At 57.8% G+C, this 23,088-nt stretch carries 33 protein-coding genes; 10 read left to right on the forward strand and 23 right to left on the reverse strand.

Features of this window, described 5'->3' with window-relative positions:
• Window positions 1–101 precede the first annotated feature (101 nt).
• From gpM to I6L34_RS15140, 3 genes are read right to left on the reverse strand one after another with little or no spacing between them, the layout of a single operon-like run.
• A complete protein-coding gene (gpM, locus tag I6L34_RS15130) occupies window positions 102–887 on the reverse strand; it encodes a phage terminase small subunit (protein ID WP_216954922.1) in 786 nt (261 codons plus the stop codon).
• Between the two features lie 9 nt (window positions 888–896).
• Entirely contained in the window at window positions 897–1,931 is a 1,035-nt protein-coding gene (locus I6L34_RS15135; RefSeq protein ID WP_216954923.1) for a phage major capsid protein, P2 family, read from the reverse strand.
• A gap of 12 nt (window positions 1,932–1,943) precedes the next feature.
• Window positions 1,944–2,786, reverse strand: coding sequence for a GPO family capsid scaffolding protein (locus I6L34_RS15140; RefSeq protein WP_216954924.1), 843 nt, complete (start codon window positions 2,784–2,786; stop codon window positions 1,944–1,946).
• A 147-nt stretch (window positions 2,787–2,933) separates the two neighbouring features.
• Between I6L34_RS15140 and I6L34_RS15145 the strand changes: the two genes are divergently transcribed.
• The 3 genes from I6L34_RS15145 (at window position 2,934) to I6L34_RS15155 (ending at window position 6,939) form a co-directional block, all read left to right on the forward strand.
• A complete protein-coding gene (locus I6L34_RS15145) occupies window positions 2,934–4,703 on the forward strand; it encodes a terminase ATPase subunit family protein (protein WP_216954925.1) in 1,770 nt (589 codons plus the stop codon).
• The gene (locus tag I6L34_RS15150; RefSeq protein ID WP_216954926.1) at window positions 4,700–5,764 is read left to right on the forward strand and encodes a phage portal protein; all 1,065 of its coding nucleotides are present in this window, start codon (window positions 4,700–4,702) and stop codon (window positions 5,762–5,764) included. The genes I6L34_RS15145 and I6L34_RS15150 overlap by 4 nt, the downstream gene beginning before the upstream one ends.
• A gap of 809 nt (window positions 5,765–6,573) precedes the next feature.
• The gene (locus I6L34_RS15155; protein WP_164536542.1) at window positions 6,574–6,939 is read left to right on the forward strand and encodes a helix-turn-helix transcriptional regulator; all 366 of its coding nucleotides are present in this window, start codon (window positions 6,574–6,576) and stop codon (window positions 6,937–6,939) included.
• 479 nt (window positions 6,940–7,418) lie between these two features.
• Here the strand turns inward: I6L34_RS15155 and I6L34_RS15160 are convergent, their stop codons facing one another.
• The 20 genes from I6L34_RS15160 to I6L34_RS15255 form a co-directional block, all read right to left on the reverse strand.
• On the reverse strand, window positions 7,419–7,607 hold the full coding sequence (locus I6L34_RS15160) for a DUF3283 family protein (RefSeq protein ID WP_167565871.1): 189 nt from the start codon (window positions 7,605–7,607) through the stop codon (window positions 7,419–7,421).
• Window positions 7,608–7,687: 80 nt separating this feature from the next.
• Complete coding sequence (locus I6L34_RS15165) at window positions 7,688–7,981, reverse strand: hypothetical protein (protein WP_216954927.1); 294 nt, start codon at window positions 7,979–7,981, stop codon at window positions 7,688–7,690.
• A 9-nt stretch (window positions 7,982–7,990) separates the two neighbouring features.
• Entirely contained in the window at window positions 7,991–8,332 is a 342-nt protein-coding gene (locus I6L34_RS15170; protein ID WP_216954928.1) for a hypothetical protein, read from the reverse strand.
• Window positions 8,332–8,532 carry a hypothetical protein gene (locus I6L34_RS15175; protein WP_216954929.1) on the reverse strand — a complete coding sequence of 67 codons (201 nt, stop codon included), beginning with the start codon at window positions 8,530–8,532 and terminating at the stop codon, window positions 8,332–8,334. The genes I6L34_RS15170 and I6L34_RS15175 overlap by 1 nt, the downstream gene beginning before the upstream one ends.
• Window positions 8,517–8,930: a DUF3850 domain-containing protein gene (locus I6L34_RS15180; RefSeq protein WP_216954930.1), complete on the reverse strand. Its 414-nt coding sequence runs from the start codon at window positions 8,928–8,930 to the stop codon at window positions 8,517–8,519. Before I6L34_RS15180 ends, I6L34_RS15175 begins: the two co-directional genes overlap by 16 nt.
• Window positions 8,915–9,133 (reverse strand): hypothetical protein, encoded by a 219-nt coding sequence (locus I6L34_RS15185; RefSeq protein WP_139731343.1) that lies wholly within the window; start codon window positions 9,131–9,133, stop codon window positions 8,915–8,917. The genes I6L34_RS15180 and I6L34_RS15185 overlap by 16 nt, the downstream gene beginning before the upstream one ends.
• The gene (locus I6L34_RS15190) at window positions 9,130–9,732 is read right to left on the reverse strand and encodes a 3'-5' exonuclease (RefSeq protein WP_216954931.1); all 603 of its coding nucleotides are present in this window, start codon (window positions 9,730–9,732) and stop codon (window positions 9,130–9,132) included. The genes I6L34_RS15185 and I6L34_RS15190 overlap by 4 nt, the downstream gene beginning before the upstream one ends.
• A gap of 10 nt (window positions 9,733–9,742) precedes the next feature.
• Entirely contained in the window at window positions 9,743–12,130 is a 2,388-nt protein-coding gene (locus I6L34_RS15195) for a replication endonuclease (RefSeq protein WP_216954932.1), read from the reverse strand.
• Window positions 12,127–13,134: a phosphoadenosine phosphosulfate reductase family protein gene (locus I6L34_RS15200; RefSeq protein ID WP_216954933.1), complete on the reverse strand. Its 1,008-nt coding sequence runs from the start codon at window positions 13,132–13,134 to the stop codon at window positions 12,127–12,129. The genes I6L34_RS15195 and I6L34_RS15200 overlap by 4 nt, the downstream gene beginning before the upstream one ends.
• Complete coding sequence (locus I6L34_RS15205) at window positions 13,131–13,580, reverse strand: hypothetical protein (RefSeq protein WP_254202876.1); 450 nt, start codon at window positions 13,578–13,580, stop codon at window positions 13,131–13,133. The genes I6L34_RS15200 and I6L34_RS15205 overlap by 4 nt, the downstream gene beginning before the upstream one ends.
• The gene (locus I6L34_RS15210) at window positions 13,580–13,801 is read right to left on the reverse strand and encodes a hypothetical protein (protein ID WP_042031720.1); all 222 of its coding nucleotides are present in this window, start codon (window positions 13,799–13,801) and stop codon (window positions 13,580–13,582) included. Before I6L34_RS15210 ends, I6L34_RS15205 begins: the two co-directional genes overlap by 1 nt.
• On the reverse strand, window positions 13,798–14,133 hold the full coding sequence (locus I6L34_RS15215; RefSeq protein WP_209297911.1) for a hypothetical protein: 336 nt from the start codon (window positions 14,131–14,133) through the stop codon (window positions 13,798–13,800). The genes I6L34_RS15210 and I6L34_RS15215 overlap by 4 nt, the downstream gene beginning before the upstream one ends.
• On the reverse strand, window positions 14,130–14,666 hold the full coding sequence (locus tag I6L34_RS15220; protein WP_216954934.1) for a DNA methyltransferase: 537 nt from the start codon (window positions 14,664–14,666) through the stop codon (window positions 14,130–14,132). Before I6L34_RS15220 ends, I6L34_RS15215 begins: the two co-directional genes overlap by 4 nt.
• The gene (locus tag I6L34_RS15225) at window positions 14,663–14,839 is read right to left on the reverse strand and encodes a hypothetical protein (protein ID WP_181364321.1); all 177 of its coding nucleotides are present in this window, start codon (window positions 14,837–14,839) and stop codon (window positions 14,663–14,665) included. The genes I6L34_RS15220 and I6L34_RS15225 overlap by 4 nt, the downstream gene beginning before the upstream one ends.
• Entirely contained in the window at window positions 14,836–15,297 is a 462-nt protein-coding gene (locus I6L34_RS15230; protein ID WP_216954935.1) for a hypothetical protein, read from the reverse strand. The genes I6L34_RS15225 and I6L34_RS15230 overlap by 4 nt, the downstream gene beginning before the upstream one ends.
• Before the next feature lie 63 nt (window positions 15,298–15,360).
• A complete protein-coding gene (locus tag I6L34_RS15235) occupies window positions 15,361–15,804 on the reverse strand; it encodes a hypothetical protein (protein WP_216954936.1) in 444 nt (147 codons plus the stop codon).
• A 15-nt stretch (window positions 15,805–15,819) separates the two neighbouring features.
• Window positions 15,820–16,047: a hypothetical protein gene (locus tag I6L34_RS15240; RefSeq protein ID WP_216954937.1), complete on the reverse strand. Its 228-nt coding sequence runs from the start codon at window positions 16,045–16,047 to the stop codon at window positions 15,820–15,822.
• Window positions 16,044–16,268: an ogr/Delta-like zinc finger family protein gene (locus I6L34_RS15245; RefSeq protein WP_139461216.1), complete on the reverse strand. Its 225-nt coding sequence runs from the start codon at window positions 16,266–16,268 to the stop codon at window positions 16,044–16,046. Before I6L34_RS15245 ends, I6L34_RS15240 begins: the two co-directional genes overlap by 4 nt.
• A 9-nt stretch (window positions 16,269–16,277) precedes the next feature.
• On the reverse strand, window positions 16,278–16,796 hold the full coding sequence (locus I6L34_RS15250) for a phage regulatory CII family protein (protein ID WP_216954938.1): 519 nt from the start codon (window positions 16,794–16,796) through the stop codon (window positions 16,278–16,280).
• A gap of 33 nt (window positions 16,797–16,829) precedes the next feature.
• A complete protein-coding gene (locus I6L34_RS15255; RefSeq protein WP_201907686.1) occupies window positions 16,830–17,246 on the reverse strand; it encodes a hypothetical protein in 417 nt (138 codons plus the stop codon).
• A 153-nt stretch (window positions 17,247–17,399) separates the two neighbouring features.
• Between I6L34_RS15255 and I6L34_RS21880 the strand changes: the two genes are divergently transcribed.
• From I6L34_RS21880 to crl, 7 genes are all read left to right on the forward strand, one after another.
• Complete coding sequence (locus I6L34_RS21880; RefSeq protein ID WP_254202877.1) at window positions 17,400–18,161, forward strand: S24 family peptidase; 762 nt, start codon at window positions 17,400–17,402, stop codon at window positions 18,159–18,161.
• A gap of 27 nt (window positions 18,162–18,188) precedes the next feature.
• Entirely contained in the window at window positions 18,189–18,908 is a 720-nt protein-coding gene (locus I6L34_RS21885) for a S24 family peptidase (protein ID WP_254202975.1), read from the forward strand.
• 22 nt (window positions 18,909–18,930) lie between these two features.
• Window positions 18,931–19,398 carry a hypothetical protein gene (locus I6L34_RS15270; RefSeq protein WP_216954939.1) on the forward strand — a complete coding sequence of 156 codons (468 nt, stop codon included), beginning with the start codon at window positions 18,931–18,933 and terminating at the stop codon, window positions 19,396–19,398.
• Window positions 19,398–20,444: a tyrosine-type recombinase/integrase gene (locus I6L34_RS15275; protein ID WP_216948056.1), complete on the forward strand. Its 1,047-nt coding sequence runs from the start codon at window positions 19,398–19,400 to the stop codon at window positions 20,442–20,444. Before I6L34_RS15270 ends, I6L34_RS15275 begins: the two co-directional genes overlap by 1 nt.
• Window positions 20,445–20,553: 109 nt before the next feature.
• Window positions 20,554–21,021, forward strand: coding sequence for a xanthine phosphoribosyltransferase (gene gpt, locus I6L34_RS15280; RefSeq protein ID WP_005339007.1), 468 nt, complete (start codon window positions 20,554–20,556; stop codon window positions 21,019–21,021).
• 172 nt (window positions 21,022–21,193) lie between these two features.
• On the forward strand, window positions 21,194–22,462 hold the full coding sequence (gene frsA / locus I6L34_RS15285; RefSeq protein WP_005349360.1) for an esterase FrsA: 1,269 nt from the start codon (window positions 21,194–21,196) through the stop codon (window positions 22,460–22,462).
• Between the two features lie 62 nt (window positions 22,463–22,524).
• Window positions 22,525–22,917, forward strand: a complete 393-nt coding sequence (gene crl / locus I6L34_RS15290) for a sigma factor-binding protein Crl (RefSeq protein WP_040065087.1) — start codon at window positions 22,525–22,527, stop codon at window positions 22,915–22,917.
• The last annotated feature ends 171 nt before the right edge of the window (window positions 22,918–23,088 follow it).

Raw genomic sequence — 23,088 nt, forward strand, 5'->3', positions numbered from 1 at the left:
GCTCCTTGCCCCTGCCCTGTTTGTTGGGCGGTGGTCGGGCCGTCTGGTATGCCGTTGGCATTCGTCAGGCCCGAGCCGCCCAGGGTGCGGGGTACGCTCGGTTAGCTGGTCTCGCCGTCGGCGGGGCCTTGCTGTTCGGTGGTGCCGTTTTCGGCTGCCTGCTGCTCGGCGTCTTTGGCGGCTTGTTCTGCTGCTGCCTGTTCTGCCTCTGCCTTGGCTGCCTGTTCGGCTTCTTTGTCCTTCTTGATTTCGCGCTCGAGCACTTCCAGCTCTTTTTTAATGCCCACCTTGTCGTGCAGTTCGAGGGCGCGGCGGTAGTGCTCGGCTGCCGGCTCTTTGAACCCTTCGGCCAGTGCGGCACGACCCACGGCCTTGTGCAGCTTGGCGTGGACTTGGTCGAACATGTCCGACTCTTTCAGCAGTTCGAGGTAGGCAGAGAGCAGGCCATAGCTCGGGCCGGTGCCCGCCTCTTGCAGTTTGATGGCGGTGTCGGCCACCTCTTCGGCAATTAGGGTGGGGGCGCTGCGGTCGTACTGGTCCGGGGTGTTCAGCTTGTGACGGATCACGTAGTCGGCCATGTCGAAGGCCCCTTCCAGATCGCCGGTGTCGAGGTGCCAGAGCATAATGGTCACCAGCACGTCATCCTGACCGCCGCGATCGGCAGCCAGCAGGCCGTCAATCCACGGTTTGTAGGTGGCCAGCATGGTGCGCTTGGCGTCAATTTTGCGCTCGATGCTCTGGATGCCCTTGAGGGTGCGGCGGTGCTCTGCCAGCTGCATCAGCTGGAGTTCGTAGGCATTGGCGGCGACCTGATCGAACTGAGGATTGGCCGCCCCTTGCAGGGCGGCCAGTTTGCGAGCGCGGTTGCGCAGGGCGGGGCTTGTCATGTCTCCCCCTTATGCGACCGGAGCCGGTTCAACCAGCTGGATGTGTTCGGCCAGCGCGGCGCCTTCGTAGTCTTCGACCACGTAAGCCTCGTTCACTGACTCGTAGTTCTCGATCTGGTCGCGCTTGGCGTTGTCGAGAATGGTGCGGCGGCGGGAGCCTTCCTGCCAGTAGATGGACAGGTTATCCAGACGGGTTACCAGAATGGCGTTGTCCGGGAAGCTGGGCACGCGCACGGCAGGCAAGCCGCCCATGCGTTTCTGGCTGATGATGACATCTGCGGCCATCTTCTCGCTCGGCACCTGGTCTTTGTTGACCATGGGGAAGTATTTGTCGTGCAGCAGTTTGCGACCGACGATGGCCACCAGTTCGGTGTCGTCGCGGTAGGTCGGGCCCAGCAGCTCGGTGAGGTCCATCACCAGTGCATCGAGGTTGTTATAACCGTCAGCCAGCGTTACACCAGCACCGACCTTGATGACATTGGAGCCCGCTTTGACTTCGTCCAGCACGTTCTCTGGCTTGTCTTCACGGATTTTTTGCAGCCAGCCCTTGTTGACATCTTGCAGCAGCGGATTGGTGACCCGGTTGGATTTGGCTGCGCGCTGGATGCCGTTAAAACCGATCATGATGCGGTCGAGGGCCTGACGTTGCAGGATGGCGTCGCGCAGGCGGGTCTGGAAGTCTTTGAACTTGGCCCACGCATCGATCTTGGTGTAACGCAGAGCGGTATCGAAGTTGGTCTGTTCGCAGCGGTAGCGGTTACCGGTCAGGTCAGACGGGTCTACCGCTTGGCGATCTTCTTTGGTGGTGTCGGTGGTACCGGCGATGGTGGTGTTGATGCCAAGGCCCAGTTTCTCGCCTTCCTGCTCCGGCACGCCTGGCATGTTGATCATGCTCAGGAATGCGCTGGATTCCTGGATGCGGGTTTCCAGTGTCTGCTCGACAGACGGGGCGACGGTGAATTTCTCACCGGCGTTTTCAACGTTGTTCAGCTCACAGATTTTCTGGGTGAACTGTTTGAACTTCACGCGGGTTTCGTTACGCATTGGGTATGGTCCTTAGCAGTCGGTGGATAGGGTGGTAGAGCCATCGCCACCGGTGGCGGGATCGCGCTTGTGGCTGAAATCTTCCTGGCGTTCCAGCGAGGCTTTCAGCTCGTTAAAGGCTTTTTCCAGCTCGCTGTTTTTGGCGACGGAGCTTTTCAGCTCGTTGACGGTGTTGGCCAGCTCGTTGAACTTCCCTTTGGTTTTTTCTTCGAGGTTGGTCACTTCGGTGGCTACGGCTTCTACGGCTTGATGCACTTCAGCGAATTGCTCGCCGCTGGCCTGATCGCGGCGGGTGAACATGCCTTTGACCTTTTCGAGCAGGGACTGGCCTTTGTCGCCCTCTTCGGTGAACTCGATTTCGGCTTCGATGGCGCTGGAAAAGAGGTTTGCTTGTTTCTGCTTGCGGGCAGCCAGCGGGCTGTTGGCGCCAGCGCCTGCGCAGAATTGCAGGTATTCGGTGCCAAGGCTGGCCGGACTGTCGGTGACGGCGAGGCCGACCAGATAGGCTTCGCCAGTTCCGGCAAAGTCGAGGTCCAGCTCGATAGAGGTGTAGACCTTCTGACGGGCCTTGGTCAGCTTGATCAGGTCGTCGGTCGGGTCGATTTCGGCAAACAGGGCCATTTTCTTTTCGCCGTCGATTTCGACCTCTTCGGCATAGACGGATCGCACGTCGCCATAGGCGCGGAATGCGCTATCGGGGTAGATGCTGCGGAAGTGTTCGAGGTTGACGCGAGCGCCGTACTTCTCGTGGTTGTAGTTTTTGGCTGCCTGGGTGAGCCATTCCGGTGCGATGGTGCGGCCGTCGGTGGTCTGGCCCGCCACCGCCACCCGCTTGAATTTCGCTTTCTTTGCCATGAGCTGGGATCCCTTTGGTAATTGGGTTTCTGGTCGGGCTCATGGTCTGGCTTGTGCCCCAGATCCTTCAATCGGTTGCGGGTGTGTGGCGCGCCTACACACCCGCGCGGCCATCCTTTCGGCATTGACGGGCGGTAGGCTGTCGCCATGACTACAGCACCCTTACTTTTCCCCCATATCGAACCCAGACGGCAGGCCATGCACCTGTTCTTTCAGGGCTACCCGCTCCGCGCCATTGCTGAATTGCTGCAGACGCCGGAGGGGACAGTTTCGACCTGGAAGAAGCGCGACGGCTGGGATGACATCAAACCGATTGATCGGGTCGATTTCGCCCTTGAGGCGCGGTTGTGCCAGCTGATCGCCAAGGAGATGAAAACCGGCGGCGATTTCAAGGAGATTGACTTGTTGGGCCGCCAGCTGGAGCGGGTCGCCCGGGTCAACAGGTATAGTAACGGCGGCAATGAGGCCGATCTCAACCCGAAGGTGGCGAACCGCAACAAGGGGCCGAAGAAGGCGCCGGTTCGTAACAATTTTGATGAGACCCAATTAGAGAAGCTGGGCGAGTTGTTCCACAGCAATATGTTTGGCTATCAGAAGGTGTGGTATCAGGCAGGCTTGCAGCACACCGAGCGCAACCTGCTCAAGAGTCGCCAGATCGGGGCCACGTTCTACTTTGCGCGGGAGGCACTGATTGATGCGCTTACCACTGGCCGCAATCAGATTTTCTTGTCAGCCAGTAAGGCGCAGGCCCATCAGTTCAAGCAGTACATTTTGGCTTTCGCGCAGGAGGTCGGGGTTGAGCTCAAGGGCGACCCCATCACCCTGGGCAATGGTGCCATTCTCTACTTCCTCGGTACCAACTCCCGCACCGCCCAGAGTTATCACGGCAATCTCTATATCGATGAGTATTTTTGGATCCCCAAGTTTCAGGAGCTCTACAAGGTCTCCAGCGGCATGGCGATGCAAAAGTTTTGGCGGCTGACCTATTTCTCGACGCCTTCAAGCCTGTCGCATGACGCTTACCCGTTCTGGTCTGGCTCGATGTTCAACAAGGGGCGACCGAAGAACGAGCACATCAAGTTCGACGTTGACCATGCGGCTTTACATGGTGGGCGGCTGTGCGGTGATGGCCAGTGGCGGCAGATCGTCACGGTTGAGGACGCGGTACGCGGCGGCTGTGACCTGTTCGACCTTGACCGGCTGCGGCGCCGTTATTCCCCTGATGACTATAACCAGCTGTTGATGTGTCAGTTTGCTGATGACACGGACAGCGTGTTCCCGCTCGCCATGCTGCAACGGTGCATGGTTGACAGTTGGGAGGTGTGGGAGGACTACAAGCCCCACGCGACACGACCAATGGGTAACCGGCCGGTGTGGATCGGCTATGACCCGGCTAAGGGGGTTGGCGGTGATAGTGCCGGTTGCGCTGTGCTGGCTCCGCCTGCTGTGCCCGGTGGCAAGTTCAGGGTGCTGGAGCGTCACCGCTGGCAGGGGATGGACTTCGACGCCCAGGCAAAATCCATTCGCGCTATCTGCTCCCGCTACAACGTGGCCTATATCGGCATCGACACGACGGGGATCGGGGAGGGGGTTTATCAGCTGGTTAAGCAGTTTTATCCGGCTGTGACTGCCATTCAGTACAACCCGAGCGTGAAGATGCGGATGGTGATGAAGGCGCAGGATGTGATGAACAAAGCGCGACTGGAGTTTGACAGCGGGATGACTGACCTTGCGCAGGCATTTATGAGCATTCGCCGCGGGGTGACCGCCGGCGGCAAGATGCCGACGTTTGAGGCGAGCCGTTCCGAGGAGACCAGCCACGCCGATATCGCATGGGCAACCATGCATGCCCTGTTACATGAGCCGCTGGCAGGCGCCAACGGTACCAATACCAGCATGATGGAGATTTTTTCATGACAAAGCGCCGTAATCCGCGCAAGACCCCGCCGGTGACGGCGACCCAAGCGCCCGCCGCTGATGCGATCGAGGCGTTTTCCTTTGGCGAGCCGGTGCCGGTGCTGAGTCAGCGGGAGGTGTTCGATTACCTGGAGGCGATGCACAACGGCCGCTGGTATGAGCCGCCGCTGAGTTTGCAGGGGCTGGCGCGGGTTTATCGTGCCGGGGTGCATCATGCCTCGGCCATTCAGGTGAAGCGCAACATCTTGCGCTCTTGCTTTGTGCCCCATCCCAAACTGAGCCTGACGGCGTTCACCGGGCTGGTGAATGACTATCTGATCTTCGGCAATTGCTACCCCCACGCGGTGCAGAACCGGCTGGGCGGGGTGCTGCGCTATGACCATCTGCGGGCCAAGTATGTTAGGCGCGGGCTGGATCTCGATGCCTATTGGTGGATTGCGCAGCCCGGTAAGGAGCAGCAGATGCCGATCGGGTCGGTGGGCCATGTGATGGAGAGCGATATCAACCAGGAGATTTATGGCATCCCCGATTATGTGGGCGGCCTGAACTCGACGCTGCTGAACGAGTCGGCCACGCTGTTCCGCCGCAAGTATTATGAGAACGGCAGCCATGCCGGATTCATCATGCACATCACCGACGCGGTGCAGAACGAGGACGACATCAAGAAGTTGAAAGAGGCGCTGCGCCAGAGCAAGGGCCCCGGCAACTTCCGCAACCTGTTGCTCTACACCCCAGGAGGCAACAAAGATGGGGTGAAGTTGATCCCGGTGGCCGAGGTGGCGGCCAAGGATGATTTTCTCTCCATCAAGAACGTCTCGAGAGACGACCAGCTGGCGACCCATAGGGTACCGCCCCAGCTGATGGGGGTGATGCCGAACAATACTGGCGGCTTTGGCGATGTTACCAAGGCCGCCCAGGTGTTCGATGTGAACGAGATCGACAGCATGAAGGCGAGTCTACTGCAGATCAACGACTGGGCAGGGGAGGAGGTGATCCGGTTCAACCCCTACAAGCTGGCGGTCGGTACCGATACGGCAGACCATAGCGACCGACTGATCTGACCCCCGCCCCATAGCAAGCAACCCTGCCAGATGGCGGGGTTTTCTTTTGCCCGGCGACCACGCCACCAGAGCGCCTGTACGGCCCGCTGTTGATGCGGCGGCGCTGGGCGTCCTCTTACCCTCGCAGATCCTCACGCGCTCACCCTGAGCGGCTGGCGCAGCCTGCCGACCCCCGCCAGCACCGCTGGCGCGCAATCGGAACCCCGCCCCGCCTGCCCGCTTTATGTGTCGATTTCCATGCAGGTGAAAGACTGGTTCCGGTTATCTGCTCCCCGCGCCAGCACTGGCCGCGCGCAGCTTTTCAGATCCTTTTTGCGATCCTTCAAAATCCGTCAGATCCTTTCACTATCCTGCTCGTATAATTGAACAGGGGGCCGAGGCCCCCTTGTTGGTCGAGTTATGCACAGAATCAGTTAGCAACTATGTGTGCAAGCTGTCGAGTTGGCGGATTCGATACTGACAGGCGGCCCACGATGACAAGGGATCGGATGATGCTTTCTACTCGTCCCTGTTCTTCTGGTGTGCTCGTCTCAGTGATGAGCTTGGCAGTGAACTCGATGTCATCGAAAACAGTATCAACGTCTGGAAACGGCATTCTTAACTCCCGTAGTTTTGATTGTTCGGTTATGGCTTATCGCTGCCACTGGCTTGACCAGTTGATTTTACAAGGTGTCGAATTGCATATCTCTGCATGATTCGGCCCCGATTTGCATAAATGTGAGTTTTTACCTGTCAGATCCTGCAATTGACAGTGTTGTAAACAATAACAACTAGAGCACGGGCGACCCCCTCGATACAGGAGCCGCCCTATGAAACGGAATAGAACTCTCCCCGCGGTGGCTCGGCAGTACCTGCTCGATGCCAAAGCACAACTGAGATCGACGCTCGAGAGCGCCGGTCTCTCTTATGCCGATGCTGCACGGCTTATCAGTGTTCACCCGAGCACGATCGGGCGTTGGCTTGATGACGACACGCCCGGCTTCATCGACCTGGAAGATGCCGTTCTGCTCTGCATGCACCTGGGCATCAGCGTGCAACAGATGATCCCTGCTGCTGGATGGGCGGTGGCAAGCCAAGCTGCTCACGATCAGCGCGCGGTATTCCTGACGATGAGCGACGCCGAGATCGAATGGCTGCTTGCGGTCTGGTCTGGCGCACTCAAGGTTTATCGCTGAGTTATATTTATTTTCAGACAAAATAACTCCCTCCGGCATTGCTGGATTTTTGTTTACGCTGTTTTGGTTGGCGCATCATAAAGTGCAGTCTTATTTATTTGCAAGCGTGTTCATTATTTTATTTTTTCACCTTAACTTTCGTTGCTATAAATTTTGACGACGAAAGAAAATAAAAGCCACCCATCATTGGAAGTACCTCACCCCCTATCTATCCCGCATTGCGCCAAGTTGTTAGAATGTTCACGCAATCTTATCTCGGCAAGTTATTAGGATGTTCACTGCATACTTTCCCGCCTTTTATAAAGGCACAATTTAGAAACTAGCCACCATTGGAAATACCAATTTAATATTTTTTGGCTGGGTGCCCTGCTGATATAAGAAATATATCCTTTGTATATCCTTTTTATATATTTTGGCCTTCATCTGCACAAAAAAGCCCCTGTATGAGGGGCTATTACTGGTTTGCTCGATGGTGATCACTATCTGGCTCGGTACTTTGCCAGCGCCTTGGTGAACACCTCCAGCTCATGGCCTTTGAATGCGCTGCTGTCCAGTTCGGCGGTGGCCAGATGGCCGTTGCGTTCCTTCCACACCGCATAGGCTGCGGCCTTGTCTACCTCTATCAGCGCCTTCTCTGCCGGTGGCAGGTTGCACAGGTTAAAACTCATCGTATCCCCCTTGGTTGTGCTGACATGGTAATTAATGAAATGTGTCCGGTCACGCTTTCGTGACCGGACACATTTTGCAATTACAGCATGGGCACCAGTTGGCAGGTGTTGCGGTTCAACCACTGGCGGCGGCCGGTGCGCAGCTTGCGGACCCACAACCATTCCGGCGCTTTCAGGTGCTCCGGCAATGGCTCGATGACCTTCTTGAAGCCATCAAAGGCCAGCACCTTGTCTGGCTTCTCCAGCACCTCGGCCACAAACTCAACCCGGGCGAAGGTAACATGGCTCCCGTCAATATCCTCGAACGACTCGGCAGGGCGGATCACCCGATAGCGCCCGCCAACGGCGGGCTCGTGTTGTTGTTCCTGTTGCATGTTTCCTCCTTACAGCGCCAGCGTCTTGTCGCCCTGGGTGTGCCAGCATTCGCTCTGGCCATTGAAGGCGCCTCCGCATCCCTTTGGCAGCGCGCAGTTGCAGTGCTGGCAGGTCTGCTTTTGCAGCTCTGCCTCCTGCTCTTGCCACTTCTCCCAGTCGCGGCGGATCAGGGTGCTGATGTACTCGTCGGCAGAGTAGGGTTCATCAGCGCCAGCCCTGGCCGCGCGCAGGGCATCCAGCTGCTCACGCTCGCGGATGGAGAGCCGAACCTCCACCCGCTTGATGCCGAGCACCTTATCGCGCTTGCGCTGGGCCTCTTTGCGGGCCTTGGCATCCTTTGGCGCTTTCATCAGCGGCGCTCCTCATACTTGTTCCGCATCCGCTTGGCGATCAGCTCCAGCTTCTCGGCCATATACCACATGTCGTTATTGTCCTTGCGCGATACTACCTTGCAGCGCTGGACGTTCCGGCCGATCAGTATCTTGGCGGCCAGCAGTACCAGCCATGCCTCGAAGTGGCGACGAACCCAGTCTTTCATTTCGTGGAACATGCGCCCTCCTTCATGTCGAACCGGATGTTATTGAGCGCTCCTTCAACCATATCGCTGACAGACTTCCATTCATCCGGCCCGCAGTCTCTGAGCTCCTTAGCCTGAGCAGTCAGTGCAGCGGCCAGCATCTCAATCTCCTCTTTTGAAGGGCGACCCGCTCTATCTTCAATAGCCTTCATCCCGAACACTACAAACCCCGGCCGCTGGGCGTAGTCTGTGACGTAGGTTATTTGCAATTTTGTAGCCCTGCCTGTATAGCGGGTGCCGTTCCATTCCTTGAGGGTGACAGTGTCACCCTCTTTAAAGTTGCGGTCTGAGTTGTCGCGGATCTCGAACGGCTTGGCGCCGTCCAGTACCGGCTGGAAGTAGCGCGGCATGATTTTCAGTTCGTGGTGCATGCGGCCCCCATTTCAAGCAAGTGCATGGCCTCGGCCCATCCGCCCTGTATCCCGTTGGCAATGGCTACCATGTCCAGAGCTCTTGATAGCTTCAACTCCTTACCCTTCGCTTTCTCTTCCTTCACCAGCTTTTTGGCTTTCTTGCGGCAAAATTCAACAGTATTGCCCGACGGGAATTTCAGGTGATCGTTGTCGTGCTTCATGCCTCACCCCCAACCCGTTGCCGAGCCATCGCCTGCAGCACGCCCAGCGTCATCATTACATCCGCCAAGGCGCGGTGAGCCTGTCCATCAGTCACAACTCCTTGCTGTGCGGCCGCATTAGTCAGGCGCTGCCAACGATATGAACCCTTATAGTCGTTCCAGTCGCCATAGAACTCGGCATAGGCAAGCATTGCGCAGTGAACCCCTGCTGTGGCACTCACTGGCTGTAGCCCATAAAGCGCCGCAGTCTGAGCCATCAGGCGTGTGTCGTAGTCAGCGTTGTAGATGACCAGCGGCTTGCTGCTGACAATCCTGCACACTTCATCATGGATGTCTGCCCAACTCGGGGCGGTAGCTACCATGTCATTGGTGATGCCATGGATGGCGGTGGCCTCTGCCGGGATCGGCTTTTGTGGCTTAACCAGTGAATCAAAAACCACTTTTCCTAACTGGTCGATGATGCTGATTTCTACTATCTCGGCTTGGTCATCAAGTCCGGTGGTCTCGGTGTCCAGAATGTTGCAGTTAAGCAACCAGTTGCTTGCCATCACGCTTGCCTGCTCCTGATCGCTGGTCTGATTCCACTTGAGATGTTGCATACCCTTCTCCTTACTCAACGCCCAGGCGCGCCCGCGCCTTGGCAATCTCTGCGCCGTGGCGCTGGTTGTCGGCTTGCAAGCTCGCGACGCGGGCCTGCTCCTGTTCGGTGGGCTGATAGCGCCCGCGATCCTCTTCGTCATCCACCAAGCGGGTGAGGGTGGCGATCGCCTCATCGGCCTGTTGCAGCGGCAGGCTGGCCAGCCAGTCGGTGACGCTTCCGCCGTTGAGCATCAGCTCGCGGGCCTGCTGTTTCAGCTCGCTGCTGCTGGCGGCACGGTTGCGGGCCAGCTCGGCCTCGACCTCTGCGGTCAGCTGGTCGGCCACCGCATCGCCTGCCCCAGGCCAGTTGCGGGTCACAATCAGCCGATCGCCGACCAGTCGCACATATTGGCCGTCGGCGTTGATGATGCAGCCCCGCAACAGCAGGTCTTCGTTACTCACATCCAGACCCATTCGAATCAGCTCTTTAGCCAGAGCGGATCCTTTAACCCCTGATTTAGATCCTTCCGTACAGTTATTGACAGAACTCCGAGGGGCGCGGCTGCCGCCGCTTGACTGCAACTCGCTGCGCTCGCCAACTGCATGCTCGCGTTGCTCGCCCAAACCCGACACAGCGGCACCCTTGCGCACTATCTGCCAGCCTTCGGTGCGGGTGACGGCGGTGGTCTGGCCCACGTCGGAGATCACCCCCAGCAGGCGCAGCACATCCTCGCCGTATTTGTTGGCGGCTTCGTCCAGACGCTTGGAGAGCTTGATCAGATGGTTTTTGCGCGGGGTTTCGATGCCGCCCATGGCCTCGACAAAACGGCCCCACATCTTGTTATCAGCGGCATAGCGGGCCGCCTCCAGCACGCAATCCCATTCGATCACCTCGTCGCCCAAGCGGCGCAGCTCGCGCCATACCGATACAGACGGCCCGCCGATCTGCTGGAACTGGCGAATGCGCCAGCAGCTCGCCCAGGCGGCGACCGCGATGGTGGTGTGGTCAACCGGCGCCTCGGCTTCGTAGTCCATCCCGACCTTGTGGCCGTCGATGTTCTTGGCGATGTACTTGGCGATATAACCGGTGGCGCTGCCCTTGGTCGGGTCGATCTCCTTCCAGTTCACGCGCGGATTGATGGCCTTAACCACGGCTTGGTCATTCACATCCAGCAGCCACTTGATGCGCGGCATCTTGTTGCGGATTTTCATCTTGGCCAGTGCGTCGAGCTGGTCGCCGTTCGGCATCTTGAGCTCTGCCCGCTCGGCATCGGTGAAGTGGTAGGCCAGCAGGGTCAAAAAGGCGTCTTTGTGTTCCGGGTTGATAAACAGCAGGCAATGCCAGTGCGGCGTACCGTCGTGGTGCGGCTCCACTACGCGAAAGCCAAAGGCCATGATCCCTTCGCGGGCCAGTGCAGCCCGAAAGCGGGCCCACTGCTTGCAGAGCAGGCGATTGGTCTTGGTCGGGTTGCTGCCGTTGAACCCCTCGTTCTGGTAGGTCTTGCTCTTGTCTTGCTTGCCCTGGCGCCATGCGTGATAGCTGGATGGTGCGGTCAGGGTCAGGAATAGCCCCAGCTTGCCCTGCTCCTGCGCCAAATCCTCAAACCCGCGCATCCGCACCATCAGCTCATGGCGGCGGATCTCCGGGTTGGCTACCGACCCCATGATGGCGTCGGCCAGATCGATCTCCTGCCCCAGCTCCTCATTGACGGCGCTCATGCTCTCCATCCATGCCCGCTGGGCCGCCTTGCGCTGGGTGAACTCGCGCACCGCGTGGGCGCTGGCGTAGGGGCTAACCCCCTTGCGCACCTGACCGGTGAGGATGGCGATCAGCTCGCAATAGACTGCCCAGGCTCGGTTTATCTTGCGCAGCCACCACGACTCATCGAGCAGGCGCACCAGCAGGCTGGCTGCAGCCCCTTCGAACTTCTCCACGGCAGGGGCCATCTCGGCCTTCTCTTCTTCATTCAGTTTGCGGCCCAGCAGGCTTTCCGCCTTGTGGCGCGGGTCGGCCGGCAGGGGCGGGCAGAAGTGCCACGCTTGCGCCTGCGCGCCCAGATCGGCCAGCAGCTCTGCAGCTGTTCGCTCGTTCGCACCCAAGGCCAGCATCTGCTGGCAGCGGCGGGCCCACTCGGCAGCGACCAGCTCGCGGCGGATGTCGTTGCGCAGGTGATGCACCGGGATCGGGAAACGGGATTGTGCAGCGGCGCAGGCATCCACCATCCGGCGCAGCCAGATGTTTGCCGTCTTGTGGTTTGCTTGGTAACGGCGCAGGTAGGTCTTGGCCAATGGCTTGGCAACGTGCCACTCGACGCGGGTCAGCTGGTTGGCCGCCTTGCCCATCTGGATGGCATCAAAGCCGGTGCAGTAATTTGGCGGCAGCTGGATGCCGCACAGGTTGGTGAGGGATTCTTTCATGCCACACGCCCCTGTGTCGCTATAGCGCCACTACGCTCAAACACTGGATTGTCACAAAGACCGTATGCGCTGGAGCAACCAACGTCAGGAGCAAGGCGGGCGAACATGTCAAATGTCTTTCCACCCCTGCCAGTCATCGACCACTCAACCACTCGATTTATGTTCAGCAGCTCCTGAGCCTCTTCATGTGTCATCATCTCGACAGACTGACCACCACCCGCGACACGCGGGCCATAGAAGCTGGAGGCGCCGCGCTTGCTGGCCATGCTCACCAGTCGTTCCCACTCTGCGACGCGCTCGATCTCTTCTGGCCAGCGGTTGGCAATTTCACGCAGCTCGTCTTTCCGGCACATGATGCAAGGCATGCAGCCAACACGGCTCAAGCCCTGCTCATAGAGCGGGTTCCATTTCACACCATGCTTGCGGTGAAACTCGAAAACATCCTGCGCAGTCCAGGTCAGGATCGGGCGGTAGTTTATCAGGCCATCACGCACCTCATCTTTCTCAGGCAGTTTTGAACGCGATGTTGACTCATCCGCGCGCACACCTTGCCAGCTCCATACCTCCTCTGTTTTATGGTCTTCCAGCAGAGGGAATAGCACTTGCTGTTGCATTGGGTTGCGCTTCAGTTCTTCGGTGCAGAACCGAGCCATGGTGCTTGGGAAACGCCCTTTCCACAGGCACAAATCCAAGAATGGGTTGCCTGTCGGTTGAAGTGCGACGATGGCACGCTCGATGATTTGTTCACTGACGCCTTCATCTCGCCATTTGGTCAAAACCACATCGCGTTTGCGGATAACCTGTTCAGAAAAGTCAGGCTTAACACGACGAATTACGAGACCAAGCCGAACCTCCAAGTAGTCCAGATAGCCATAAACCTCTGGATGCTCATGGCCGGTATCACAAAAAACTGCTTGCAGGTTTTCGGCGTTCCGCTCGATTGCCAGCAGAAGGGTGGCGGTGGAGTCTTTGCCGCCAGAAACTGAAATAACGTTGTGATTCATTTGCACACCCCACACTTGCCGTTTGTGTATTCGTTCGGTTGCAGATAGCGGCCGCACTGGCCGCAGGTGGGAACTTGCTCCAGCGTGGCCAGACGGTCAGACCAGCAGGCGCGCTCGCAGAAAACGAGACTGGTCAGGCGATCGCCAGACAGGATCACCGGCCGCACATGGCCGAACTCGCCGCAGCAGCTGCACCGCATCAGCGGGCGGCTTGCTGGTTCAACCTTCACCACGGTTTCACTGGCAGCGCGGGCCAGCGGCCAGCAGGTTTCGACACAGTAGGGATAAGCGCGGCGACCATGACGGCCAGCCACCGGCAGGCAAACAGCGGTCTGTTTGCACTTGGTGCAGGGCTCCAGCGTGACCTTGCTTGTGGGGTTGATGCGGAATGCAGGGCGCACGACGCCCAAAGCCGGGGCATGCCCGGCTGTTTTTTGTTGAGTCATTAGATGGCGCCTCCGGTGTGGAGTGAGCGGACTTTGCTGGATGCCGCCTTAACCGAACGGCGGGCCAGACGGCATAGGGTCAGATGGGTTTTTGCCGGAGTGCGCTGGCCGTGTGGGCCGTCTTTGCGCAGGTCGAGCAGGTCACGCTGCAGGTCGCGCAGCTCGTTGCTGGCGTTCAGCATTTTGTTTACCCACACGTCGATCAGCTGTTGATGGCTCATTTGATGATCTCCTCCAGCGTGCGGACTGGGCTGCCAGCTCTAATCCGATATATTTCCTCAATGAGTTTCTCGTCTTGTTCGATTTGATTGATCGCAAAATCAATCCATTGCCGTTCATTGCGGCAGGCAAACAACAAGGCTGATATGGCAAAGCTATTGGTGGTCGGCTTTCGCGACTGGCGCAGGGATACCAGTTGTTTTTGAAGCTGGTGAATAGCTCCTTGCCTTACCTGGATGATGGCCTTACTTGCATCCATGGACGCGATTAACGCCATTTCACTGGTGCTGCCTTCTTGTTCCAACTTGCCCATATCGATCATTTGATGGCTCATGCTGCATCCTCCGCAATCAAATGGCTCAGGCCGTTCGGCAGGTTCACACGACCGCCGTTATCCCAGACAAACCAGCTGTATTCGCAGGAGTCAGACCCGCCATTCACAAAGCGCGGGCGCGGTACCAGGATCGGGGTTTTGTTCGGAAAGCCTACTTCTGCCCAGAACGGCACCCGCTTCTTGCTTCCCAAGAAGTTCACCCGCTGCAAATAAATCAGGGTTCCATCAGGCGCGAGCTCAGACAGGCTCTTTCTCAAAAACTCCTCGGTCAGTGAAAACGGCGGATTGGTGATGATGACGTCGAACTTGCGACCAAAATCCCACGCCAAGTAGTCACGGCCATGGCGGATCTCGGCCCACTCTTTCTGTTCGGCAGGGAGCGGCACAGGGTCAAAGATGTTCCCTTCTGCTCGGCACGGCTCCATAAAGTGATCGCCAGCGCGAAAGCTGATGCGGTTCAGCAGAGCAGCAACGGCGCTTGGCGGGGTAGGGTAGAGCTCGCGCTCGATGACATTGCCGGTTGTGCTGCTCATGCTGCTACTCCTTCCAGAACCCGAGCGCGGCCAGACGGCAGCAGCTCGATGCGGGCGGCGTGACGCTGGCCACGCAGCCAGCTGTTTTTCACGTTGATGTAGCCGTGGCGCACCAGATAGGCGGCGGCAGCGGCCGGTGATTGGGCGGTGTGCTTGGTGGTGATGGCGATCACTTGGCACCCCCTTGCAACTCATGAGCGAAGGGCGGCAGGAACCATGTTTTTGATGCCTCTTCAAAGGCGCGGCGACCGTCTGCACGGCCTTGCTCATAAATGCCTTGGTCGATGCCTGGGAACTGTTTGATTGGGTGAACGGCCGCCTCAGTCCAGCCACGGTTAAACCCCTGGGTGTAGACGGACCCTTCTTTGTTTTCGTGATGGTCTGCGAGCAGGTGCGGCTTGGCTGCGGCCATATCCAGCACCGGCGGCCGCTGGCCACCCTGCAGGATGTCGAGGCGCTTGGTCAGCTCGGCGTAGATGTCGAGCAGGCTCAACTCGTCGGCCAGTTCTGCCAGTGCCTCAAGGCTCGCCTCGACGGCGGTGCTATGGCAGGCGCCCAGCTGGGGGCGATGGGTATTAATGAGGCTGTTCGCTACTTTGCGGATCGCCTGTTCTGCTGTAAGATTGTTCATGAGGGTTACCTCGCTGATTGATTGAAAGCCCCGCTGGTGCGCCAACACCGATAGCGGGGTTTTTTATTGGCCGTTTCCGACCACTTTTCTTGCAACCGCCAAGCGGTTTTCCAATTCGCTGGCTTGAGCGTTCAGCTCTGCCCGGCGCTTATTCTCAAGCTCTGCCTGTTCCAGCTCGCTGCGGGTCGGCCCATCAATGTGGCGGGCGGCGCGGTGCCACTCGCGGCGGTGCAGCACCGAGCCATCAAACTCCCGCAGGGTGGCGAGCAGGTCGCCCAGTGCGAGCCGGATGGCTTCTTGTTGGTCAAACTCGAACTGGCCCAGCTCCTGCGCTGCTGCCGAAGGCGAGATCCCCGCGGCATAGCAGATGACGGCGCGGGCCCGAGTCGGCAGGCGTGACCAGCGGCTGGCCGCCCCATTGCGGCCGAAGCGGGCGCGCATTTCTGCCAGTGCCACTTCTGCGGCGCTTGGCTGTTGAACGAGTGCAATGACCTTTGCTGTGTTCATGGGGTGGCCCTCCGGTTATGCCTGCAGCAGCTGGGTCAGCCAGTGCGGGCGCGGTGTTTTGCCTGGGTGGCGCGGCGCAAAGCGCAGGGTGCCGCGACGGCCTTGATGGTCTTCCAGATAGCTGCCATCAAAGCGGGTGGTGTTGCGCATCACCGGCTCATCGCAATCGCTCACGACGGTGGCGCGGGTCATCAGCAGGAACGGCAGCGGGATCAACCCCGGCTGCTCGGCGCGTAGTCTCATTGGGCAGTCTCCTTTGCCTTGCGTTGAAACTGGGGCAGCACCACGGACGGGTTAGGCATGGCGCTGGGTGAAAGGGTCTCGGTGATCTCGAACAACACCTTGAAGGTGTGGCCGCACTCGACATTGCTGCACTGATAGCGGGCCGAGCCGCTCAGTGGCCCCATATCCCGGCTGGTACGGATGTTGGCGCGGGCGTTGCAGTGGGGGCATTTCAGTCTCATGGTGTTCTCCTATGCTCCCAGGCTGGCGCGCGCGATATCGGCGGCACAGGCGAGGGTGGGGACGGAATTGAATTTCTGTTCGATTTCGGTGGCGAGCAGCACCATGTGCTCGATGCCCGCCATCAATCCGGTCATCACGGCATTGCGATGGTGTTTGGTGACGCGGCCAGTGTTGAGCACCTGGGTAGCCTGAGCCGTCACGCCGAGGATGTTGGCGCCAGCGTTGAGCGCCTGCTGGGCGCGGGCCTCTGGCTGGATCACCGCATCGGAGGAAGGCAGGCGAACGGCGGTGAGCTGGCAATCAAACAGCAGGCCATCAAACAGGGTGTCGTCACCGGTGACGCGGTAGATGTCGATCAGGTCGGTCGCGGTCAGCTTGTGCCGCTCTTGCGCCGGATTGAACTTGTTGCGCAGCACATGGCCGCTCATGCCGATCGCGTGGGCAATGGCCTCAAGGTCGTGCGCTGCTTTAAATCGGTCGCAGGCGCTCGCAAATCCGGTGTGTGCGCTAGGCTTATTGGTAGACACTTTAACCCCCTGTGCTCAATCGCTACCGTTAGGTCAAGCAGCTCGCTGCTGCTTTGACTTGGTGGTTGCAGGTTTGGCTATGCGGTGACGGGAGTTTTCATGTGCCATATGCAGATAGTTGGATGGCTCTTTAGCCATCTCACGCCAGCGCACCAGATTGACCCACGGCTTGTCCTTCGTGCTCAACTTGGGCAGTTGGGGGATGCGGCCATCAGCAATCATTGCCTGAGCGGTACGCACCGGCAGGTCAAACTTGAATTCTTCTCGCAACATCGTCAGGAAGGCTTCCAGCGGAATAGCTGGCAGGACGGAGAGCGCCAAGCTCTGTTTGATGGTCTCCAGCTCGCGCAATACAGCAGCAGCCAGCAGGTCGCCGGATTGGTGAGATTCGTCACCTACTGGTGCGGCAGTGCGCCCTATAGGCTGTTTTTTGATGTCTTGTTGCGTCATACTGCGCTCCTATGCGTCCAATTCTTACCTATCAACAGAAAAACACTCTTAATCCCGACGATTGGTGTGTGTTGCTGATTTAAAGTAAGAATATCCAATGACGCAGAGGTGCGCAACTTAAAAGTGTGAACTTGTGATCAGAGGTGTAATTCCATGAAGATTCTTAACGGCACTGCCTTTGACCTGGAAGCGTTCTCCAGCCGAATGAAACAGCTAGTAGGAAGAGAAACCTACAGTTCTTTCGGGCGTCGGGTGGGTGTTAGTGACGCCGTTGTCAGGAAGTATTGCCTCGGTGAGACCATGCCGTCCGTAGCCTTGGTGTCCCAAATTGCTGGCCATGACCCTGCGCTCTTCGTCTGGTTATGTATGGGTATTGGTGAGGTACCCGAGCAGCTGGCAACATCCCCTATCAGCAAACATTCCTCCACTGATGCAGGCGAGCAGAGCCATGGCAACAGTTCACTTAAAGATGCACAGGCGGCGTACAGCGCCAACGCAGAAGAGATCACCCTCGTCGATAGCTACCACGTATTCGCATCAGCTGGGCACGGTGCCGTTATTGCCGATGAGTTGAAGCTGCCTCCCGAGCCGTTCAGAACTGATGAATTGAAAGGCGATGGTCTCAAGCCTGAGCGACTGGCAATCATCCGAGCTAAGGGTGATTCGATGGAGCCTACCATCAGCAACAACGAGAAGATCCTGATCAGCCTTTGCAACGGTGAGTCATTGAGGGATGGCATTTATGTTTTGCGCATAGGTGAAAGCCTGCTCGTCAAGCGCCTGCAGTTCGACCCGTTTGGCGGCCTCAAAATTATTTCTGACAACCCTGTTTATGGTGAACAGGTGGTCACAAAAGAACAGCGCCAAGATGTTCATATCGTTGGGCGTGTTGTTCGGGTAGGGAAAAAATTCTGATATGTCAGGTGGCTATCTGTGTTTGATATGAAAGGCTTTGCAAAGCGGCTTGAAGCTCTTATTGGCAGGGAAAATTATCGGTCATTTGGCCGTCGTGTCGGTGTCAGTGATGCCGTGCTTCGCAAATACGTCACTGGCGAAACGATGCCATCCGTTGGCTTGGTGGCTCAGATTTGTGGTCATGAGCAGAACCTGTTTCTATGGATGTGTTTGGGGATTGGTGAACGACCTGAGCAGGTTCCCGAACTTCCCGTAGTCCCCTCTTATGTTTCAGGCTCCGCTGATGAAACCTCCGTAGCTGAAGAACCTGCTTCTTTCAACAGCAAGATGCAGGACTACACCCTGGTTGATTGCTATCAGGTGTTTGCTTCTGCCGGTTTCGGGGCGACGGTTTCCGAAGAGCTGAAAACAGAGCCGATGGCGTTCCGCACTGAATGGCTCAAAAAAGAGGGGCTATCCCCCGAACGGCTGGCCGTGATCCGCGCCAATGGCGACAGCATGGAGCCCACCATCAGCAATAACGACATCATCCTTGTTAACCTGTGCAGCAGTGAGGCGCTACGTGATGGCCTCTATGTGCTGCGCATCGGTGACAGCCTGCTGGTGAAGCGGCTGCAATTCGATGTGCTCGGCGGCATCAAGGTCATCTCAGACAATCCCGGCTATGAAACCCAAGTGGTCACCAAAGAACAGCAGGCCGATGTACATATCGTTGGCCGTGTGGCATGGGCTGGGAAAAAGTTTTAATAACTCAAAGAGGGATTTTTTAATGCGCTTGCTACTGGCTACCGTTATCAGCTGCATCCTGTTAACTGGCTGTGATAATTCAACTCACCCCACGGAAACGGCGGCTGCTTCTGAAACCGTTACTGCCCCGGTACTTGATGAGGCGCTGATCTTGAGCGGCTCAGGATTGAAACCGGTCAAAAAATACAGCCTTGATGATGGGCATGGTTTTTACATGCAAGAAAGCCCTGTTGCATCTATAGAGTTCAGAACCTCCCCTGACCGAATCAACCTCTCGCTCAGAACATTTTCTGAGGCCGAGTTCAAAGAAAAAAACGAGATTGCACAAAGCATGGTAACCAAGCTGGCTGCGGTGATAACTGGCACAGATGGTAAGTTCATTGAGCGTGCTTTATCTGGTGACATGACCCCCGGGAAAACAGTGATAAATGGATTGCCCGTCAACGTCTCTGTTGTCGAAAACAGTCTACTTGTAACCATCGATAAGTAATGACAGTCCGCAAACTCGATGACGGCAAGCCGCGCCCCTGGCTTGCCGAAGTCTATCCCCAAGGCCGCGACGGCCCCCGCAAGCGCAAGCGGTTCGCCACCAAGGGCGAGGCGCAGGTGTGGGAAAAGTGGCTACTCGAAGAGAGCAACAGCAACCCCTGGCTGACGGCCAACAAGGTGACCGAAGACAAGCGGCGCCTCTCCGACATCATCGAGCAGTGGTACCGCCTGCACGGCCAGACGCTGGTCGCGGGGGATCAGGTCAGGCGCAAGCTCGACCTGATGGCCGGTGCGATGGGTGACCCCTACGCCGTCGATTTCAACAAGAGCCATTTTGCCGCCTACCGCGAGGGGCGGCTCACTGGGGCCATCATCTTTCCCGGGCGATGCAGAGACAGGGCGGCAGGGCCAAAGACGGTCAACGATGAGCAGCGGCTGCTCAATGCGGTGTTCGGCGAGCTGATCCGGTTGGGGGAGTGGGTCAATCCCCACCCGCTGACCGGGCTGCGCAAGGTGAAGACCCAAGAAAACGAGATGTCTTTTCTGACGGCGGCCGAGATCGACCTGCTGCTGGCCAGCTGTGCCAAGTCCCGCGTTCCGGCCCTGACCACTGTGGTCAAGCTCTGTCTGGCCACCGGCGCCCGCTGGTCTGAGGTGCAGGGGTTGACCCGATCCCAGGTGAGCAAATACCGGCTGACCTTCACCCAGACCAAGAGCAAGCGCAATCGATCGGTCCCTATCTCGCCAGAACTCTATGAACTCATCCCCAAGCGGGGCCTCTATGAGGGCAAACTGTTCCCCCCATGCTATGACGCATTCGAATACGCCGCCGAAAATTCAGGGGTAAAACTGCCCGAAGGGCAACTTTCTCACGTCCTGCGGCATACGTTTGCGAGCCATTTCATGATGAACGGTGGTAATATCCTTGTCCTACAGCGCATCCTCGGTCACAGCACTATCACGATGACCATGAGATACGCCCACTTTGCCCCCGATCACCTTGATGACGCGGTCAGATTAAACCCTCTGGCCAGCCCTCACTCATAGGCAAAAAATGGCGGCAAAGTGGCGGCAGAATTACGTAAGCATTGCATAACACGGCGCACCGTTGCGTCATAACCCTTTGTTTTAACTATAAGTCGTTGAGTTCATTACTATGCCTAAAAAATTCTATGTGTCGTGGGACAACCTGCAACGTGAAGCTCGCCGTCTGGCCCGTCGTCAGCTGCCTGTCAGCCAGTGGAAAGGTATCATCGCGGTCAGCCGTGGTGGTCTGGTGCCCGCAGCCCTGATGGCCCGTGAACTTGGCATTCGTAATGTGGAAACCCTCTGCATCTCCAGCTATGACCATGACAGCCAGCGCGAGCTGGTGGTCGTGAAGGCTGCCACCACCGCCGGTGACGGCGAAGGCTGGCTGGTGGTGGAAGATCTGGTGGACACCGGCACTACCGCCAAGGCGATCCGCGAGCTCTACCCGAAAGCCAAGTTCATCGCGATTTTCGCCAAGCCGATGGGCGAAGCGCTGCTGGACGATTTCGAAGTGGCGATCCCGCAGGATACCTGGATCGAACAGCCGTGGGATATGGCACTGGAGTTCGCCACACCGATCTGCGACGAAAAGTAACGGGATCGGGATGTGACGCTCGCTGCGTCCATTGGTCGCAACCGGCAATAATGGTTTCACAGGGCTCCAATTTGGAGCCCTGTTTTTTTGTGTATCAATCTGTTGCAGGGTGGCTGATGGGCAGTAAAAGTGGTTAAGATGAGCTATTGCCTGATATGAATGGGACACTATCTTGGACTTGAACGAAGACCTAAACCTGACCGAACAGCTCTTTACCCGCGTCAAGAAGGTATTGGAAACATCCGAGATCTCCAACTCCAGTGCGGCTGATCTGGCGCAAGCCGAGTCAGACGAGATGTTTATCGACGGATCCATGTCAAAGAGCTGGTATCGCTTGCTGCGCCGTCCCTCCTGGACCTGGCAGGGGGCAGACCCCATCGAAGTGGAGCAGACCCTGGCCCGTATCGCCATGGCGACTGGCGAGCGCACCCACGATTGCTATCTCGATACCATCAAGGGCTATGTGCCCGGCAACTGGATCTACGAATGGAGTCAGGTGGCTGGCAACTATTTCAAGCAGGGCCGCGAACTGCGCGAGAAGGGTGATCCTTCTGGCGCCTTGAAACAGCTGCTCAAGGCGGTGCGCTACTACTCCATCGCCAGCTATCCCCATCTCAAGGATGACGAGCTGGCGGATCAGGCCCAGTTGCTCGGTAACATGGCCTATCGCGAGGCGGGTCGCCTGTTCAAGGTGCCGCTCAAAGAGATCCAGGTGCCTTTTCGCGGCAAGCATATTCAGGGTTATCTCCACCTGCCGACGACCGAAAAACCGGTGCCGCTGGTGATCATCAGCGGCGGGATCGACTCCCTGCAGCTCGATTTCCTCAACTTCTATCTCAAACGGCTCGAGCCCAACGGTATCGGCATGCTCTCCCTCGATATGCCTGGGGTCGGCTATGCCGAGCATTGGCCGCTGGTGCAGGATACCAGCCGTCTCCATCAGGCGGTGCTCCATTACCTCTCCGAGGTGGCCTGGGTCGATCATCAGCGTATCGCCATGGTGGGAATGCGTCTGGCGGGCAATATCGCAGCCAGACTGGCCTTTATCGAACCGTTCAAGCTGCGCACCGTGGTCTGTGTCGGCGCCGGGGTCAATCAGGTGTTTACCAATCAGGAGCTGTTTGCCAAGTGTCCGCGCATGATGCGGGATAGTCTGGCCAACCGGTTGGGGGCGGATGCGGCGCAGTGGGACGGCATGCGTACCAAGTGCCAGGTATTTTCACTTAAAACGCAAGGATTACTGGGGACTCGCACCTCTGTGCCGATATTAAGTATTGGACACAAGCGAGATTTTATTTGTCCCGAGCAGGATGTACGGGCATTGGCGGCGGCCAGTCGTAACGGCAAGGCCATCGTATTCGACAAACAGCCTTTGCTGGAGGTGTATGACAAGGCACTGGACGAAATCGTCGAGTGGCTGAAACAGCATTTGTGTACCTGACATTGCGCTAAAGAACTGACGCCATCCCGAGGTGGCGCGGCTTGTTTAACAGGGAGGTTAACATGTCTGAAAGAGTGACCTACAAGCGACTGCTGAGGCAGTTTGCTGCCATTGGCCCCTATTTGCGCGAAGATCTCTGCGAAGAGGGGCGTTATCGTTTCGACTGCCTGTCGGTCTGTGTCAGTGCCAAGCCGGCGCCGGACAAACGGGAGTTCTGGGGCTGGTGGCTGGTGCTGGAGCAGGACGATCACCATTTCCGTTACCACTATCAGCTCGGTTTCTACAATGCTGATGGTGAGTGGCTGGACAAGCCGATCCCCAAGAAGCACCAGGTAGAAGTGGAGCGGACCCTCAACCGTTTCTACAAGCTCATCAGCGACAAGCTGGCCGCACTTGAGTGTCACCTGTCTCCTGCCGAGCAGGTCACCAACGAGTTGACCGTAACGGCTGCTTGATCCCTGATGCCCGGCGAGCAGCATCCCGCTGTTTGCCGGGCCATCAGTCAGCCATTTTCCCTTCCGCCCGCAATCATCCGGGCCTTTGCTTCATCTCCTCACCCCGGCGTTAATTGCCTTGCAGGGCTCCATGGCCGTGGGTATAAAGATATTCCTTACTTTTTAGCCTTT

The sequence above is a fragment of the Aeromonas sp. FDAARGOS 1404 genome (assembly GCF_019047085.1).
GTDB classification, from domain to species: Bacteria; Pseudomonadota; Gammaproteobacteria; order Enterobacterales; family Aeromonadaceae; genus Aeromonas; species Aeromonas veronii.